Source organism: Streptomyces sp. NPDC085946 (genome assembly GCF_044540485.1).
Taxonomy (GTDB): domain Bacteria; phylum Actinomycetota; class Actinomycetes; order Streptomycetales; family Streptomycetaceae; genus Streptomyces.
The window spans coordinates 494,852-510,904 of sequence record NZ_JBITSF010000001.1; the positions used below are offsets into that span (position 1 = coordinate 494,852).

Annotated in this window: 11 protein-coding genes; 5 read left to right on the forward strand and 6 right to left on the reverse strand. The window is 74.1% G+C overall.

Going from position 1 to position 16,053, the window contains the following annotated elements; translation table 11 throughout:
- Positions 1-54 precede the first annotated feature (54 nt).
- Together ACIF8T_RS02150 and ACIF8T_RS02155 are read left to right on the forward strand one after the other, a co-directional pair.
- Entirely contained in the window at positions 55-552 is a 498-nt protein-coding gene (locus ACIF8T_RS02150) for a DUF2975 domain-containing protein (protein ID WP_400030190.1), read from the forward strand.
- Positions 552-776 (forward strand): helix-turn-helix domain-containing protein, encoded by a 225-nt coding sequence (locus tag ACIF8T_RS02155; protein ID WP_400030192.1) that lies wholly within the window; start codon positions 552-554, stop codon positions 774-776. The genes ACIF8T_RS02150 and ACIF8T_RS02155 overlap by 1 nt, the downstream gene beginning before the upstream one ends.
- Positions 777-995: 219 nt before the next feature.
- Here ACIF8T_RS02155 and ACIF8T_RS02160 read toward each other — a convergent pair whose 3' ends face one another.
- Positions 996-2,441, reverse strand: a complete 1,446-nt coding sequence (locus ACIF8T_RS02160) for an MFS transporter (protein ID WP_400030194.1) — start codon at positions 2,439-2,441, stop codon at positions 996-998.
- A 96-nt stretch (positions 2,442-2,537) separates the two neighbouring features.
- Here ACIF8T_RS02160 and dusB point away from each other — a divergent pair, with 96 nt between their 5' ends.
- A complete protein-coding gene (gene dusB / locus ACIF8T_RS02165) occupies positions 2,538-3,692 on the forward strand; it encodes a tRNA dihydrouridine synthase DusB (RefSeq protein ID WP_400030196.1) in 1,155 nt (384 codons plus the stop codon).
- Here the strand turns inward: dusB and ACIF8T_RS02170 are convergent, their stop codons facing one another.
- The 3 genes from ACIF8T_RS02170 to ACIF8T_RS02180 form a co-directional block, all read right to left on the reverse strand.
- Positions 3,693-5,468 (reverse strand): CDP-alcohol phosphatidyltransferase, encoded by a 1,776-nt coding sequence (locus ACIF8T_RS02170; protein WP_400030198.1) that lies wholly within the window; start codon positions 5,466-5,468, stop codon positions 3,693-3,695.
- A gap of 524 nt (positions 5,469-5,992) precedes the next feature.
- The gene (locus tag ACIF8T_RS02175) at positions 5,993-7,930 is read right to left on the reverse strand and encodes a glycogen debranching N-terminal domain-containing protein (RefSeq protein WP_400030200.1); all 1,938 of its coding nucleotides are present in this window, start codon (positions 7,928-7,930) and stop codon (positions 5,993-5,995) included.
- A gap of 14 nt (positions 7,931-7,944) precedes the next feature.
- Positions 7,945-9,360 (reverse strand): MGH1-like glycoside hydrolase domain-containing protein, encoded by a 1,416-nt coding sequence (locus ACIF8T_RS02180; protein WP_400030202.1) that lies wholly within the window; start codon positions 9,358-9,360, stop codon positions 7,945-7,947.
- Positions 9,361-9,480: 120 nt separating this feature from the next.
- Here ACIF8T_RS02180 and ACIF8T_RS02185 point away from each other — a divergent pair, with 120 nt between their 5' ends.
- Both ACIF8T_RS02185 and ppdK read left to right on the forward strand, forming a co-directional pair.
- Positions 9,481-10,716, forward strand: coding sequence for an ROK family protein (locus ACIF8T_RS02185; RefSeq protein ID WP_400030204.1), 1,236 nt, complete (start codon positions 9,481-9,483; stop codon positions 10,714-10,716).
- A 460-nt stretch (positions 10,717-11,176) separates the two neighbouring features.
- Positions 11,177-13,924, forward strand: coding sequence for a pyruvate, phosphate dikinase (gene ppdK / locus ACIF8T_RS02190; protein ID WP_400030206.1), 2,748 nt, complete (start codon positions 11,177-11,179; stop codon positions 13,922-13,924).
- A gap of 236 nt (positions 13,925-14,160) precedes the next feature.
- On the opposite strand, the gene ACIF8T_RS02195 is transcribed toward ppdK, so the two are convergent.
- Both ACIF8T_RS02195 and ACIF8T_RS02200 read right to left on the reverse strand, forming a co-directional pair.
- Entirely contained in the window at positions 14,161-14,670 is a 510-nt protein-coding gene (locus tag ACIF8T_RS02195) for an NUDIX hydrolase (RefSeq protein WP_400030208.1), read from the reverse strand.
- 73 nt (positions 14,671-14,743) lie between these two features.
- Positions 14,744-15,901: an alkaline phosphatase PhoX gene (locus ACIF8T_RS02200; protein ID WP_400030209.1), complete on the reverse strand. Its 1,158-nt coding sequence runs from the start codon at positions 15,899-15,901 to the stop codon at positions 14,744-14,746.
- Positions 15,902-16,053: the final 152 nt, after the last annotated feature.

Here is a 16,053-nt window from a genome sequence, read left to right on the forward strand (position 1 = left end):
GCCCCCTATCGTTTTTCGATAGATTTTCATCGTGCTTCGATGGAAGGAAGAGCGATGGGAAAGCTGACGGTCCTCGCGCTGCGCGCCGTGCTCGTAGTGCTGCTCGCCGGTTCGGTGTTCGTGCAGGCGGTCATGGTGCCGCTGCTGGCCGCCGACCTGGAGGGGCTGCGCCCCGAGTACGCCTACCTGCGCGTCCCCCTCCTCGCGATCTTCTTCCTGGGCGTGGTGGCGGGCCAGGTCGTCGTGGTCTGCGTGTGGCGGTTGGTGACCATGGTGCGCCGCGGCACGGTCTTCTCCCACGGCGCCTTCCGCTACGTGAACATCGTGATCGGCGCCTTCGTGGCGGCCGCCGTGCTGGTCTTCGCGCTCGCGGTGGTCCTGGCGCCCGGCGAGGCCGTCGCCCCCGGCGTCGTCCTGCTCGTCTGCGGCGTCAGCCTCGCCACCCTGGGGGTCGCGCTCATCGTGCTCGTGCTGCGGATGCTGCTCGCCCAGGCCGTCGCGCGGGACGTCGAGGCGGCCCAGCTCCAGGCCGAGCTGTCCGAGGTGATCTGATGCCGATCGTCGTCGACATCGACGTGATGCTGGCCAGGCGGAAGATGTCCGTGGGCGAGCTCGCGGACCGTGTCGGGATCACCCCCGCCAACCTGGCGGTCCTGAAGAACGGCCGCGCCAAGGCGGTGCGCTTCACGACCCTCGCCGCGCTCTGCGAGGTCCTCGAATGCCAGCCCGGCGACCTGCTGCGCTGGGAGGCCGGCGAGAGCGCCGCGGACGGGTAGCCCGCGGCCGCCCGGGCCGTGCGTCTCCGGAGACCGGGATCGGCGGCGACGCGCGCGTCCTGGGCCGCCGGACGGCACCGGCCGGAGCCGGCGGCGGGACACGGGCCCGCGTCCCCCGCCGTGCGGGCGGAGCGGCCGCGGCCCGCGCGCCTGGACGACGCCCGTCCCAGGACCCGGCCGGGAGCGGCACCCCCGGACCGCCGCCGGCGCGGAGTCCGCTCAGGCGCCGGCCGCGGCCGTCTCCCGCGCCTCCGCCGCCGCCAGCCGCTCCGCGGCCCGCTCGGCGGTGCGGCGGGCCCAGCGGCCGGTGGTCACGGCGCCGAGCACCAGGACGGCGAGGCCGCAGCCGGCGAGGATCCACCAGCCGGGCAGGGCGGCCGGCACGAACGCGTCCCGGTACGAGGACGCGCCCACGCCCGCCGCCAGGACCGCTCCGACCACCGCGACGCCCAGGGTCTGGCCCAACTGGCGGCTGGTGGAGGCGACGGCGGCGGCCACCCCGGCCTGGGCGCGGGGCATCCCGGAGACGGCCGTGTTGGTGATGGGGGCGTTGACGAAGCCGAAGCCGACGCCGAACAGCACGTACCCGAGGAGCAGGGTGCTGTCGGACGTCTCCGCCTCGAAGACGGCGAAGAGCAGCCCGCTCGCCGTCATCGCGCAGCCCGCGACCAGCAGCGGCAGGCGCGGGCCGCGGGCGGCGACCAGGCGGCCCGAGAGCGGCGCGCACAGGAAGGTCGGGACCGCCATGGGCAGCATCCACAGGCCCGCGTGCAGGGCGTCCAGACCGCGCACGTTCTGCAGGTAGAGGGTCGACAGGAACAGGGAGCCGCCCAGGGACGCGAACGCGCCGATCGCGATCACCGTGGCCCCGCTGAACGGCACCGAACGGAAGAAGCGCAGGTCGATGAGGGGTTCGGCGCGGCGGGGCTCGTACCACAGCAGGCCGAGCAGCGCGGCGAGCGCGAGCACGGCGAAGGGGACCACCCCGGCGGGCGCGGCGTGCGGCGCCTCGATGATCGCGTACGTCAGGGAGCCGAACAGGGCGATCACCAGGAGCTGGCCGACCGGGTCGGCGCGGCGGGCCTTCTCCGCGCGGGACTCGGGGACGAAGCGCAGGGTGAGCAGCAGGGCGGCCAGGCCCACCGGCAGGTTGACCCAGAAGATCGCGCGCCAGCCGACCGACTCCACCAGCAGGCCGCCGACCAGGGGACCGGCGGCCATGGAGATGCCCACCACCGCGCCCCACACGCCGATCGCGCGGGCGCGCTCCCGCGGGTCGGTGAAGGTGTTGGTGATGATCGACATGGCGACCGGGTTGAGCATCGAGCCGCCCACCGCCTGGACCGTGCGGAAGGCGACGAGCGAGTTCAGGTCGGGCGCCAGGGAGCACAGCAGCGAGCCGAGGGTGAAGACCACCAGGCCGGCCATGAACACCCGCTTGCGGCCGATCCGGTCGGCGGTGGAGCCCGCCAGCATCAGCAGCGCGGCCAGCACCAGCGTGTAGGCGTCGATCGCCCACTGCAGGCCGGACGTGCTCGCGCGCAGGTCCCGCTGCAGGGACGGCAGGGCCACGTTCAGGGCCGTGTTGTCCAGGCTCACGATCAGCAGGCTCATGCAGCAGATCGCGAGGACCAGGAGACGGCGGCGGGGGCTGAGCTCGGGCATGCTCGTATCGTACGCCCGACTCGATAGTGCGGTTAACTAATGACCGGTACACGCGAAGGGTGCCGAGGACCCTCCGGCGTGCGGGACAATGGGGGAATGTCCGTGCCCACGCCCACCACGAACCCGACACTGCGCATCGGCCCCCACCCCGTGCGGCCGCCCGTCGTGCTCGCGCCCATGGCCGGGATCACCAACGCGCCCTTCCGCACCCTGTGCCGGGAGTTCAGCGGCGGCAAAGGGCTGTTCGTCAGCGAGATGATCACCACCCGGGCGCTGGTCGAGCGCAACGAGAAGACCATGCAGCTCATCCGCTTCGACGCCAGCGAGCGGCCGCGTTCGATCCAGCTGTACGGCGTCGACCCGGTCACCGTCGGCAAGGCCGTCCGCATGATCGCGGAGGAGGACCTCGCCGACCACATCGACCTCAACTTCGGCTGCCCGGTGCCGAAGGTGACGCGCAAGGGCGGCGGGTCCGCCCTGCCGTACAAGCGGAACCTGCTGCGGGCCATCCTGCGGGAGGCCGTGAGCGGGGCCGGGGACCTGCCGGTCACCATGAAGATGCGCAAGGGCATCGACGACGACCACATCACCTACCTCGACGCCGGGCGCATCGCCGTCGAGGAGGGCGTCACCGCCATCGCCCTGCACGGCCGCACGGCCGCCCAGCACTACGGCGGCACCGCCGACTGGGACGCCATCGCCCGGCTGAAGGAGCACGTGCCCGAGATCCCGGTGCTCGGCAACGGCGACATCTGGTCGGCCGGGGACGCGCTGCGGATGGTGCGCGAGACCGGCTGCGACGGGGTGGTCGTGGGCCGGGGCTGCCTGGGACGGCCCTGGCTGTTCTCCGACCTCGTCGCCGCCTTCGAGGGGCGCACCGAGGACATCGCGCGGCCCTCGCTGCGCGAGGTCGCCGACGTCATGGTCCGCCACGCCGGCCTGCTCGGCGAGTGGCTCGGCGACGAGTCGAAGGGCGTCGTCGACTTCCGCAAGCACGTCGCCTGGTACCTCAAGGGCTTCGCGGTCGGCTCCGAGATGCGCAAGAGGCTCGCGGTCACCTCGTCGCTGGAGGAACTGCGGGCCGGGCTGGACGAGCTGGACCTCGACCAGCCGTGGCCGGCCGGCGCCGACGGGCCGCGCGGCCGTACCTCCGGCAACAACCGGGTGGTGCTGCCCGACGGCTGGCTGAAGGACCCCTACGACTGCGCGGGCGTCGGCGAGGACGCCGAGCTGGACACCTCCGGCGGCTGATCAGCCCCCGGAAGGGTGCGGGACGGAGCCGAACGCGGTCAGGAAGCGGTCGCGGAAGGCGCTCATCCGCCACACCGGCGCGTCGGCGGCGGGCTCCAGCCCCTCCGTCCACCGCCAGCCGTCGATCGCGTCGAGGACCTCCGGGTCCTTGGCGACGATCGACACCGGCACGTCACGGGAGGCGCCGGTGCCGCTGACCCGGGCGATCGGCTGGTGGTCGCCGAGGAAGACCAGCACGGTGTCGTCGGTGCCGTAGCGCTCCAGCCACTGGGTGAGGCTGGTGACCGAGTACGCGACGGACCGGCCGTAGGCCCGCCGGGACCGGGTGGTGTCCGGGACGACGTCCGCGGGCCGCTCGCCGGCGCGGTGGACGGCGTCGAAGACCGAGCCGTCACCCAGCTCGTCCCAGCCGACCGTCGTCGGGACGGGCGCCCAGGGCTGGTGGCTGGAGGTCAGGATGACCAGGGACATCAGCGGCCTGTCGCGCTTCTTGCCGTGCACGCGCCGCTGGAAGGCCTCCAGCGCGTACTGGTCCGGCATGGTCGACCAGCCGAACTTCGGCCCCCGGTAGCCCAGGTCGAAGGCGTCGTAGACCCGGTCCAGGCCGTACCACCGGGCCTCCGGCCAGCCCTTCTGCACGCCGGGCATGACACCGGCCGTGTCCCAGGCGCCGGTCTTCCGGAAGGCCGCGGTGAGGGTGAGGCGGTCGCCCGCGGTCACGGTGCGGTAGCGCTGCTGGGTGTCGATCCACAGCCCCGACATCGCCGTGGAGTGGCCGAGCCAGCTGCTGCCGCCGAACGTCGCCGAGGTCAGCCAGCCGCTCCGGGCCCGGAAACCGGCCGCGGCCAGGGCCGTGCCGCCGGTGTCCAGCGCACGGTGCACGCCGGGTGAGGCCACCGGGTCCTCCAGGGCGGTGCGGCCGTAGCTCTCGATGAACGTGAAGATCACGTCCTTGCCGCGCAGGGCGGGCACGAGCCGGTCGGCCGGGGTGGCGCCGAAGGAGTCGGCCCGGGCCTCCTCGGCGAACGCCGCCTCGTCGCGCAGGGTGTCCACGACCCGCCGCGCGTGCGTCTCCAGGGCCCGGGCGCCCCCGTCCGAGGCGATCGGCGTACCAGCGAGCTGGAGGCCGAGCGCCGAGCAGGTGATCCAGACGGTGCCGGCGAGCAGCGTGCCCCGGGTGGCCCGGGCCCGGTGCCGGGCCAGCAGCTCGGCGAGCCGGACCGCCGCCAGCGCCATGACGGCCGGCAGGCCCACGAGGACGGCGACGGCCCCGGCTGTGGCGGCGGCCGCGGCCGCCCCGCCCATCGCGTCCTCGACGTACGCCCGGGCGTCGTCCAGCAGGCTCCAGTCCAGGACGAGGTTGAAGCCCCGGCCGAGGTACTCGTCGAAACCCATGCCGAGCAGGTTGACCACGGTCAGCAGTCCGAGGCCGGTCCCGTACAGCACCGCCGCCACCCGGCGCGGCACGCGCGGCAGGGCGAGCACCACGGCCGCCCCGACGATCGCCTCCGCCGGGACGCGCCCGAACCGGCCGGGCCGCAGGGCCGGCAGGGTGTCGGGCAGCAGCAGGGCCCCGAGGACCAGGACGGCGGCCAGGGCCGTGACGGTCCGGGACAGGGCGCGGGCGGCGGCGGGGTACCGGGTGCGCCAGGTGCGCAGCCGGGCGAGCCGGGTCCGCGGCGAGGGACGCGCGGGCCCGGGCGCCGGGCCGCCGCCCGCCGCCGCGGTGTCCCCGGCCGTGCCGGGGGGCTGACGAAAGCGCGTGAAGACCGGCACCCGGAGGTCCTTCCGTACGAAACCCGTGGGGACGGCGGACCCGGCGAGGGGGAGCCGGATCCGCCACAGGTCCGTACGGCCGGTGCGCGGGGTGCGTTCAGCCCGCCGGGCCGGAGCCCGGCGAACATCGGGTGAACACCGGGCCGCCCCTTCCGCCGCCGGCCGCCCGGCCCGCCCGTGCCGGGCGGGCCGGCCCGTCGTCGGTGCCCGGGGCGGCGCACACGCCGGTCCACCGCACGCGGCACTCGCCGAGCGGCGTCCTGCCGGGGCCGGCGGGCACCGGGCGTCCGCGCGGGCCCGGGCGGGTCCGCGCGGGCAGGTCCCGGAACCGGCCGGCCGACGGCCGGCCCGGGCCGAAGGGGGGCGTCGTGCGGGTGCCCCGAAGGGCCCCTCCCGGAGCGGATCCGGTGACCGGTGCTCTCGGAGCGGATCCCGCGGCCGGTGCCGCCCCGGAGGCGGGCACCGCGGGCGGGCCGGGCCGTGCGAGCCGCGTGGGCCCGGGAGGGGCGGGTGCGGGCGCCGGGCTACGCGCCCCCGACCGCCGTCAGCAGGGCCAGGGGGGCCGCCGCCGAGCGGGACTCGCGGACGCAGGCGTGCGGGTAGGGCACCGGCTCGGGGTGGGTGTCGCGGCCGTAGCCCGCGAGGACCTCCGGGAGGCGGTGGCCGGTCGCGGTCGCCGCGTCGACCAGGCCGTGCGCGACCGTGCGGGCCTCGTCGTGCAGGCCGTACCGGGCCAGCCCCAGGGCGATCAGGGCGTTGTCGTGCGGCCAGACCGAGCCGCGGTGGTAGGACAGCGGGTGGTAGGCGGGCTGCCCGGCGGCGAGGGTGCGCACGCCCCAGCCGGAGAAGAAGTCCGGCTCCAGCAGGCGGCGGCCGACCAGCTCGCCGTACTCCTTGTCCAGCAGCCCCGACCACAGCAGGTGCCCGGCGTCGGAGGCCAGGGCGTCGACCTGCTTGCCGTTGCCGTCCAGGGCGAGGGCGGGGAAGGAGTGCTCCGGCATCCAGAAGTCCCGCTGGAAGCGGTCCCGCAGATCACCGGCGGCCTGTTCGAGCAGGTCCGCGTAGGTCGTGTCCTCCCAGACCGTGCGCGCCACCCAGGCCGTGCGGCGCAGCGCGTCGTACGCGTAGCCCTGGGCCCCCGCCGCCGTCACCGGCCCGTTGGGGCGGGTGCCGTCGGCCGAGCAGATGGCGCCGGGGGAGTCCTTCCAGTTCTGGTTGGCCAGGCCGCCGTGGTCGGCGCGGTAGACGAGGTAGCCGCGCGAGGTCAGCCCGCCGTGGTCCAGCATCCAGCCGATCGCGGCCCGCGCGTGCCGCTCCAGGCGGCGGGCGAGGGCGGCGTCCCCGGTCTGCTCGACGTACGCGCCGAGCAGGACGAGGAACAGCGGCGTGGCGTCGACCGAACCGTAGTAGCGGCCGTACGGCACCTGCCCGAAGTGCGCCAGCTCGCCGTGGCGCACCTCGTGCACGATCTTGCCGGGCTGGGCGACCGCGTCGACGCCGGTCTCGGTGGCCTGCGTGGCGGCGAGCGCGGGGAGCGTGGCGGCGGCCAGCCGCGGGTGGTGGGGCAGCGTGAACAGCGAGGTCAGCAGGGCGTCGCGGCCCAGCAGGGTGAGGAACCAGGGGGCCCCGGCGGCCGGGACGCGCAGCTCCTCGCCGTCCGGGCCGGTGGCCTGCACCTGGAGCGCGGCCAGGTCGGCCAGGCCGCGCGCGCAGGCCGCCGCCAGCTCCGGCCAGCCGGTCGGGAAGGCCACGCCCTCGACGAACTCGCCCTCCCGGGCGAGCAGTTGCTCGTTCACGGCGGCCGGGTCGCGCGGCACCCGCAGGGCCCGCTTCTCGCCGTGCGGCCGGGCGATGACCCGCAGGATCAGCTCCGCCGTGCCGTGCGGTTCCAGCTCCAGCGTCCACACCAGGCGGCGGGCGCCGGTACCGGTCTCCTCGACGGCGTCCGGGGCGGGCTCGGCGGTCACCGTCGTGCACGACCGCCACTCGCCGCGCCGGTAGGTGAACTCCACGCCGTGGTCGAGGACCTGGCGGGAGCGGACCGCGCCGGCCTTGGTGTAGGTGCGGTGGTCGGAGCGCAGCTCGAACTGGTCGGTGAAGTCGGCGTCGGCCGTGATCGCCAGGCGGACCGTGGTCGGCACCGGGCGGTTGCTGGTCACCCGCAGCGACTCCACGAACGAGGCGTCGCCCACCGCCTGTTCGCGGAAGAGCGTGCAGGCGGGCGGCTCCTGCCGGCCGCCGCGCGGCACGAGCACGCAGCGCGCGCCGTCCCCGTCGGCCACCGGTGTCAGCGTCTCGGGCACGGCGCCGTCGACGGTGAGCTGCCACCGGCTCAGGTGCCGCGCGTCGCGTACGAACAAGCCGTCCGGGGAGCTGTTCCCCCGTACGCCGATGATGTCCCCGCGGTCGCCCACGGCGGCGAACGTCCCACCGTGCACGAGCAGGTGATGCCGGTCCGTCATCCCCGGTCCCCTCCCTAGAGTGCCTTGACGGCGTGCCTGTCCCATCCGGGCCGGTCGTGCAGCAGGTCGAGCGTGAGCGCGGCGGTCCAGCCGAAGCCGGTCGCGCCGCACGCCTCGCCGGTGTACGGGTCGACGTACTCCGCGAAGCCGGACGTGTCCGCGGTCCGCAGGAACGCCTTGCGCAGCGCGGCGGCCCGGCCGTCCTCGCCGTGCCGCCTCAGGCCCCGTTCCAGCAGCCAGGCGGTGTTGAACCAGGCCGGCCCCCGCCAGTAGCGGTGCGGGTCGAAGGCCTCGCCGAGCAGGTCGTAGCTCGGGACGAGGCGGGTGGTGCCGCCCAGCCCGAAGTGCGGTCCGCACGCCGTGCGGACCAGGGCGGCGGCGAGGTCGCGCGGCAGCGCGGGCAGCAGCAGGGGGATCAGCCCCGAGACGCTCCGCTCGGGGACCAGCTCCCCGCCGCGCACGTCCCGGCACAGGAACATCCGCGCCGCCGGGTCCCACAGCCGGTCCACCAGCACCGCCGTCAGGCGCTCCGCGCGGGCGTGGCGCGCCGAACCGGCCGCGCCCAGCTCCCGGGCGATCTCCGCCAGGGCGTGCTCGGAGGCGATGAGCAGGGCGTTGAACGCCGGGTCCTCCACGGCGAACGCGCCGTCCCCGTCCCCGTACCCCCCGTCCCGGTACTCCGCCGCCAGCCGCACGTACCGCCCGTAGTCCAGGTCCGTGGGCCGGTCCCCGGGCGAGCCGTGGGCGAGGTCGGCGCGGCGGAAGGAACGGGCCGGGGCGGGCGTGACGCGGGACAGCGGCCGGTCCCAGCAGGGGCTGTTGTCCATACCCTGTTCCCAGGGGTGCACGACGGACACCAGCCCGCCGCCGCCCAGGTCCCGCCGGTGCAGCAGGTACCGGTGCCAGGCCGCGAGCCGCGGGTACACCCGGGCGAGGAAGCCGCGCGCCCGGGACAGCCCCGGGTCGGCACGGTGCACGAGCCACGCGGCCAGCGCGTGCACCGGTGGCTGCACGATCCCGGAGGTCTGTACGGTGCGCGGGGCGCCCGCCGCGCTCCCCGCGCTCGACGAGCGCCAGAAGTCGGGGCTCGGGAAGTACGCCCCGAGCGGAACGGAAGGGTTGAAGACGATGTGCGGGATCCGCCCGTCACCCCACTGGGCGTCCAGCAGCGTCTCCAGCTCCGTCTGCGCCCGCAGCGGCGACAGGTGCCGCAGGCCGATCGCGATGAACGCCGAGTCCCACGACCACTGGTGGGGGTACAGCCCGCGCGAGGGGACGGTGGACGTGCCCGTCCAGTTCTCCTCCAGCACCCGGGCGGCCCTGACGTGCAGCGAGGACGCCGACGGGGAGGCGGCGGGGGTCGCACCGGCCGGATCGTATGCGACGGAGGGCTCCGCGCGGCGGGCGGTGAGGTGGGCGGTGCGATCCACTCGGGGCTCCCCGAAGACGTCCGGCCCGACCGGTTCGGTCGTGGCTACCGTAGGGTTACGTCTATTTAACACGCAAAACTCACTATGTAATGCAAGGTGGAGAAACACAAGGGGGTGCGCATGACCGGACGGCCGGGAAGGACCGGAACCTCCACCAGGGGAGGCAGTCAGGCGAGCGCCGGTGATCTGCTCGAACTGGTGCGCAGTGGCCGCGCCACCACCCGGGGCGCACTCCAGCAGGCGACCGGACTGTCCCGCGCCACCGTCGGCCAGCGCCTGGACCGGCTGTTCCGCGCGGGCTGGCTGCGCGAGGGCGCCGGGGGGCCGGTGGGTTCGCCGCTGGGCGGACGCCCCTCCATCACCCTGGAGTTCGACGACGGGCACGCCGTCGTCCTCGCCGCCGACCTCGACACCCGGCACGCCCGCGCCGCCGTGCAGTCGCTGAGCGGCGAGCTGCTCGCCGAGCACTCCGGCACGCTCGTCGTCGAGGACGGCCCCGACGCCGTCCTCGGCGAACTGGGCCGCTGGTTCGGGGAGCTGCTGCTCAAGACCGGGCACCGGGCGCAGGAGGTCTGCGGCATCGGCCTCGCCGTCCCCGGGCCCGTCGACAGCGAGACCGGCCGGGTCGTCCAGCCGCCGATGATGCCCGGCTGGGACGGCTACGACATACGGGGCCGGCTGGCCCGGGCCTTCACCGAGCACACGGGCGCCGCCGCGGTCCCGGTGCTCGTGGACAACGACGCCAACCTGATGGCGTACGGCGAGCAGCGCACCGGCCACCCGGACTGCTCGGCGTTCGTGCTGGTCAAGGTCTCCACCGGCATCGGCGCGGGGGTCGTCGTGGGCGGCTCGGTCTACCGGGGCGTCGACGGGGGCGCCGGGGACATCGGGCACATCCGGGTGCCGGAGGGCGCCCGGGCGCTGTGCCGGTGCGGTTCGTACGGGTGCCTGGCCGCCGTCGCGAGCGGCGGTGCGGTGGCGCGGCGGCTGGCGGAGGCCGGGCTGCCGGCGTCCTCCGGCTCCGACGTGCGCGACCTGCTGGCCGCCGGGCACCCGCAGGCCGTCGGACTCGCGCGGGAGGCGGGGCGCCGGGTGGGGGAGGTGCTCGCGACGGTCGTGACGCTGCTGAACCCGGGCGTGCTGATGATCGCGGGGGACCTGGCGGGCACGCCCTTCGTCACGGGCGTGCGGGAGCTGCTGTACCAGCGGGCGCTGCCGCGCTCCACCGCCCGCCTGGAGGTCGTCACCTCGCGCCTCGGGGAGCGGGCCGGGCTGGTCGGCGCGGGGGCGCTGGTCGTGGAGCACCTGTACGCGCCCGAACGGGTGGAGGAGCGGCTGCGGGCGCTCGGGGTGTAGGGGTGCGCGGCGCGGGGCGGGCCGGCCGGGGGTTTGCCTCCGTACGGCCGTGTGACAGGCGTGTTTCCGTCCGGAGCGCCGTCCGCATGGTGAAATCCCGTCGGCTGTGACAGCGTGATTCTCGCCACCCTTGATAAGGGCCGCGCTCACATGAGCGGATCATGGGCGACTGCACTTCTCCAAAGGGTGGCACTCAGTGCCACCCTTTGATCGTTCATCGAGCGAAATCACACGTGCCGCAAGGTGCTCATATGAGCGATTCTCGCGGTCTACAGGAGTTGATGCGTTCAAGAGATGAAAACATGCGCCGTCGACCGCTTGCCAAGCCTTGACTTTCGATCCGCTGGCGGACGGGTGGTTACAGGCGTATGACGCGCAAGTGGACCTCCCCAGGTGCCTTCGATCTGGGTATGTTCCTCGCCGTCAGGGCAGCCACCGCGTCCTCGAGGAGTCGAGACCCGTGTCGGAAAACAAAGATCCCCAGGTAGCTGAGCACGGTCAGAGTGTTGAGGGCGTGAAGTTCGTCTACGACTTCACCGAGGGCAACAAGGACCTCAAGGACCTCCTCGGCGGCAAGGGCGCCAACCTCGCCGAGATGACCAACCTCGGCCTTCCGGTCCCGCCCGGCTTCACCATCACCACCGAGGCCTGCAAGGTCTACCTGGACAGCGGTGCGGAGCCGGCGGCACTGCGTGACGAGGTGAGTGCGCACCTCGCGGCCCTCGAACAGAAGATGGGCAAGAAGCTGGGCCAGGCCGACGACCCGCTGCTGGTCTCGGTCCGCTCCGGCGCCAAGTTCTCCATGCCGGGCATGATGGACACGGTCCTCAACATCGGCCTCTCCGACAAGTCGGTGCAGGGCCTGGCCGGGCAGGCCGGTGACGAGCGCTTCGCGTGGGACTCCTACCGCCGCCTCATCCAGATGTTCGGCAAGACCGTCCTCGGCGTCGACGGCGAGCTCTTCGAGGACGCGCTGGACAAGGCCAAGGAGGCCAAGAAGGTCCAGGTCGACACCGACCTGGAGGCCGCCGACCTCAAGAAGCTGGTCACCGCCTTCAAGAAGATCGTCAAGAAGGAGACCGGCCGGGACTTCCCACAGGACCCGCGCGAGCAGATGGACCTCGCCATCCGCGCGGTCTTCGACTCCTGGAACGGCGACCGCGCCAAGCTGTACCGCCGCCAGGAGCGCATCCCGCACGACCTGGGCACGGCCGTCAACGTCTGCTCCATGGTCTTCGGCAACCTCGGCCCGGACTCCGGCACCGGCGTCGCCTTCACCCGCGACCCCGCCTCCGGCCACCAGGGCGTCTACGGCGACTACCTGCAGAACGCGCAGGGCGAGGACGTCGTCGCGGGCATCCGCAACACCGTCCCGCTCGCGGAGCTGGAGCGCATCGACAAGAAGTCGTACGACCAGCTCATGCAGATCATGGAGACGCTGGAGAACCACTACAAGGACCTCTGCGACATCGAGTTCACCATCGAGCGCGGCCAGCTGTGGATGCTCCAGACCCGGGTCGGCAAGCGCACCGCCGGGGCGGCCTTCCGCATCGCCACCCAGCTGGTGGACCAGGGCCTGATCGACGAGGCCGAGGCGCTCCAGCGCGTCACCGGCGCGCAGCTCGCCCAGCTGATGTTCCCGCGCTTCGACGAGGGCGCGAAGGTCGAGCAGGTCGGCCGGGGCATCGCGGCCTCGCCGGGCGCGGCGGTCGGCAAGGCGGTCTTCGACTCCTACACCGCCGTGAAGTGGTCGCGCTCCGGCGAGAAGGTCATCCTGATCCGCCGCGAGACCAACCCCGACGACCTGGACGGCATGATCGCCGCCGAGGGCATCCTGACCTCGCGCGGCGGCAAGACCTCCCACGCGGCCGTGGTCGCGCGCGGCATGGGCAAGACCTGTGTCTGCGGCGCGGAGGAGCTGGAGGTCGACACCAAGCGCCGCCGGATGACCGTGCCCGGCGGGCACGTCGTCGAGGAGGGCGACGTCATCTCCATCGACGGCTCCACCGGCAAGGTCTACCTGGGCGAGGTCCCGGTCGTGCCGTCCCCGGTCGTGGAGTACTTCGAGGGCCGGATGCACCCGGGCGCCGACGACGCCGACGAGCTCGTCGAGGCCGTGCACCGGATGATGGCCTTCGCCGACCGCAAGCGCCGCCTGCGGGTCCGCGCCAACGCGGACAACGCCGAGGACGCGCTGCGCGCCCGCCGCTTCGGCGCCCAGGGCATCGGCCTGTGCCGCACCGAGCACATGTTCCTCGGCGACCGGCGCGAGCTGGTGGAGCGGCTGATCCTGGCCGACACGGAGGCCGAGCGCGAAGAGTCGCTGAAGGAGCTGCTGCCGCTCCAGAAGCAGGACTTCGTGCAGCTCTTCGAGTCGATGGACGGCCTGCCCGTCACCATCCGCCTGCTCGACCCGCCGCTGCACGAGTTCCTGCCCGACATCACCGAGCTGTCGGTGCGCGTGGCCCTGGCCGAGTCCCGCCAGGAGCCGCACGAGAACGAGCTGCGGCTGCTCCAGGCGGTGCACCGCCTGCACGAGCAGAACCCGATGCTGGGCCTGCGCGGGGTGCGCCTGGGCCTGGTCATCCCCGGTCTGTTCACGATGCAGGTCCGGGCGATCGCCGAGGCGGCGGCCGAGCGCAAGGGCGCCAAGGGCGACCCGCGCGCCGAGATCATGATCCCGCTGGTCGGCACGGTCCAGGAGCTGGAGATCGTCCGCGAGGAGGCCGACAAGGTCATCGCGGAGGTCCAGGAGGCCACCGGCTGCGAGCTGAAGCTGGCGATCGGCACGATGATCGAGCTGCCCCGGGCCGCGCTGACCGCGGGCCAGATCGCCGAGGCGGCGGAGTTCTTCTCCTTCGGCACCAACGACCTGACCCAGACGGTCTGGGGCTTCAGCCGCGACGATGTGGAGGCGAGCTTCTTCACGGCGTACCTGGAGAAGGGCATCTTCGGCGTCAGCCCGTTCGAGACCATCGACAAGGACGGCGTCGGCTCCCTGGTGAAGTCGGCGGCCAAGGCCGGCCGCGCGACCCGTCCCGACCTCAAGCTCGGCGTGTGCGGCGAGCACGGCGGCGACCCGGAGTCGGTGCACTTCTTCCACGAGGTCGGCCTCGACTACGTCTCCTGCTCCCCGTTCCGCATCCCGGTGGCGCGCCTGGAGGCGGGCCGGGCGGCGGTCCAGGCGACGGGCAGCGACCACCGGTAGACCAGACCACGGCCCGCACCGGGCCGCCGGAACCCGGAGCCGTCGTCGGTCCCCGACCCTCACCGATCGCGGCGGCTCCGGAGCACCGAGGAGGGCGGCACCCGTGCGGGGGTGCCGCCCTCTTGTGCGTGCCGTGCCCGTGGGGCCGTCCCCCCGGCACCCCCGGCCCGGCGGTGCCGTCCGCGGACGGCGGACGGCGGCCGGGGTGCCGGAGCCGGGGATGCCGGACCCCGCCGTCACACGGGCCGGCCCTCCCGCAGGCACGCCACGGTTCCGCCGCGGGCCGCGGCGTGCAGGGCGGCGAGGGTGCAGAAGCGGCCCGTGAGGGGGGTGCGCGCCAGGCCGGACAGGGGCAGCCAGGCGTGCCGGTCGTGCTCCGGGCTCCGCCGGACGGTCCGGCCCGGCTCCAGGGTGCCGCCGTAGAAGTAGAAGTCGATCACCGGGCCGGTGCCCCTGGCGTCGGTCCGGTGGTCGTAGCCGAGGAACGCCGGGTCGTGGTCGAGGGCGATGCCGGTCTCCTCGTGCAGCTCGCGGCGTGCCGCGCCGAGCGGGTCCTCGCCGTGGTCGAGCATGCCGCCCGGCAGGCCCCAGGTGCCGGCGCCGGGCCGGCCCCCGGCGTAGCGCAGCAGCAGGATGCGGTCCTCGCGGTCCAGCAGCAGGACGCAGGACGCGACGACGGTCTGCGGGAGCGTCTTGACCCACTGCTCGTGGGGCAGCAGGGGGAGTCGGGGGGCGGTGGTGGCCACGCTGTCGTCCTTCCGTCGGCCGGGCGGCCCGGAACGGCCGCCCCACCGGTGGAACGGACCGGAGCGCGGATGGTCACCCGCGGAACGGGCCCCGTACCTCGTACGTGATGCCGCCCGAGGAGCTGCCGGTCGTGCCGCGCTGGCTGGAGAAGTACAGGCGGGTGCCGTCGGGGGAGAAGGCCGGGCCGGTGATCTCCGAGGCGGACTGGCCGTCGATGCGCAGGAAGGGGGCCACCACGTCGTCCGGCGTGATCACGCAGATCTCCATGTTCCCGCCGTCCTCGGCGACGAACAGGTCGCCGGAGGCCGCGCCGGTGACGTTGTCGACGCCGGTCAGCGGGGCCGTGCCGGAGGGGACGAGGGAGTCGTCGTAGGCGAGTTCGATGGTCTGGGCGGCCGCGTTGTACTGCCAGACGCGGTTGTCGCCCTTGGTGGTGAACCAGCAGGTGTCGTTCGCGTAGTAGCAGCCTTCGCCGCCGTTGAAGCGCTTGGCGCCGGAGACCTGGTTGCGGGTGGCGGTGGCGCCGGTCGGGTCGGGGACGCGGGCCCAGGTGACCGGGCCGGAGGTGCCGGTGCCGGCCACCAGGACCTCCAGGGTGCCGGCGGAGAGGTCGCCCCAGGTGGTGGGCCTGAAGCGGTAGAAGCAGCCGTCGGTGACGTCCTCGGTCATGTAGACGACCCGGCGGACCGGGTCGGCGGCCGCCGCCTCGTGCTTGAAGCGGCCCATGGCGTCGCGGCGGACGGCCGCCTTCACGCCCCACGGGTCGGTCTCGTAGACGTACCCCCGGTCGACCTCCTCGCAGGACAGCCAGGTGTTCCACGGCGTGCTGCCGCCCGCGCAGTTCGTCCGCGTGTCGGAGAGGATGCGGTACGCGCCCGTGATCGCGCCCGTGGCGGAGAACCTCACCGCGCTCGCGCCGCCGCCCGGGCTGATCTCCGAGTTCGAGACGTAGATCCAGCCGGTGCCGTCGGCGTAGCAGGCGCCGCCGTCCGGGGCGCTGTGCCAGAGGTAGGACGTGGTCCCGACCCGCTGCCCGGAGCGGGCGATCACCCGGCTGGTGAAGCCGGCCGGGAGTCTGATGCCGTTGGCGTCGGGCGCGCCCGGCGCGCCGTAGGGGCCCGTGCCGGGCTGGGCGGGCGCGGCGTACGCGGCGCCGCGCCACAGGGTGCCGCCGAACGCGGCGGAGGAGCCGCCGACGGCGGCAGCACGCAGGAAGGTACGACGTTCCACTCTCGCTCCAGAGGTGCCGTGACCGCCCCGCCGCCGGCCGGCGGCGAGGTCGTGCGATCGAGGAAACTAGGGGCACCAGATGGACGTGCCGTGGACACGCCATGACGGCAGCGTACGGGTGAGTGTCCAGCGTCCGGCAGGGGGAGTGCGGG

Coding starts and splice junctions, on each gene's coding strand:
- ACIF8T_RS02185 (WP_400030204.1), top strand. CDS start 9,481: ATGACCGGACGGCCGGGAAGGACCGGAACCTCCACCAGGGGAGGCAGT.
- dusB (WP_400030196.1), top strand. CDS start 2,538: ATGTCCGTGCCCACGCCCACCACGAACCCGACACTGCGCATCGGCCCC.
- ACIF8T_RS02175 (WP_400030200.1), bottom strand. CDS start 7,930: ATGACGGACCGGCATCACCTGCTCGTGCACGGTGGGACGTTCGCCGCC.
- ACIF8T_RS02155 (WP_400030192.1), top strand. CDS start 552: ATGCCGATCGTCGTCGACATCGACGTGATGCTGGCCAGGCGGAAGATG.
- ACIF8T_RS02150 (WP_400030190.1), top strand. CDS start 55: ATGGGAAAGCTGACGGTCCTCGCGCTGCGCGCCGTGCTCGTAGTGCTG.
- ACIF8T_RS02160 (WP_400030194.1), bottom strand. CDS start 2,441: ATGCCCGAGCTCAGCCCCCGCCGCCGTCTCCTGGTCCTCGCGATCTGC.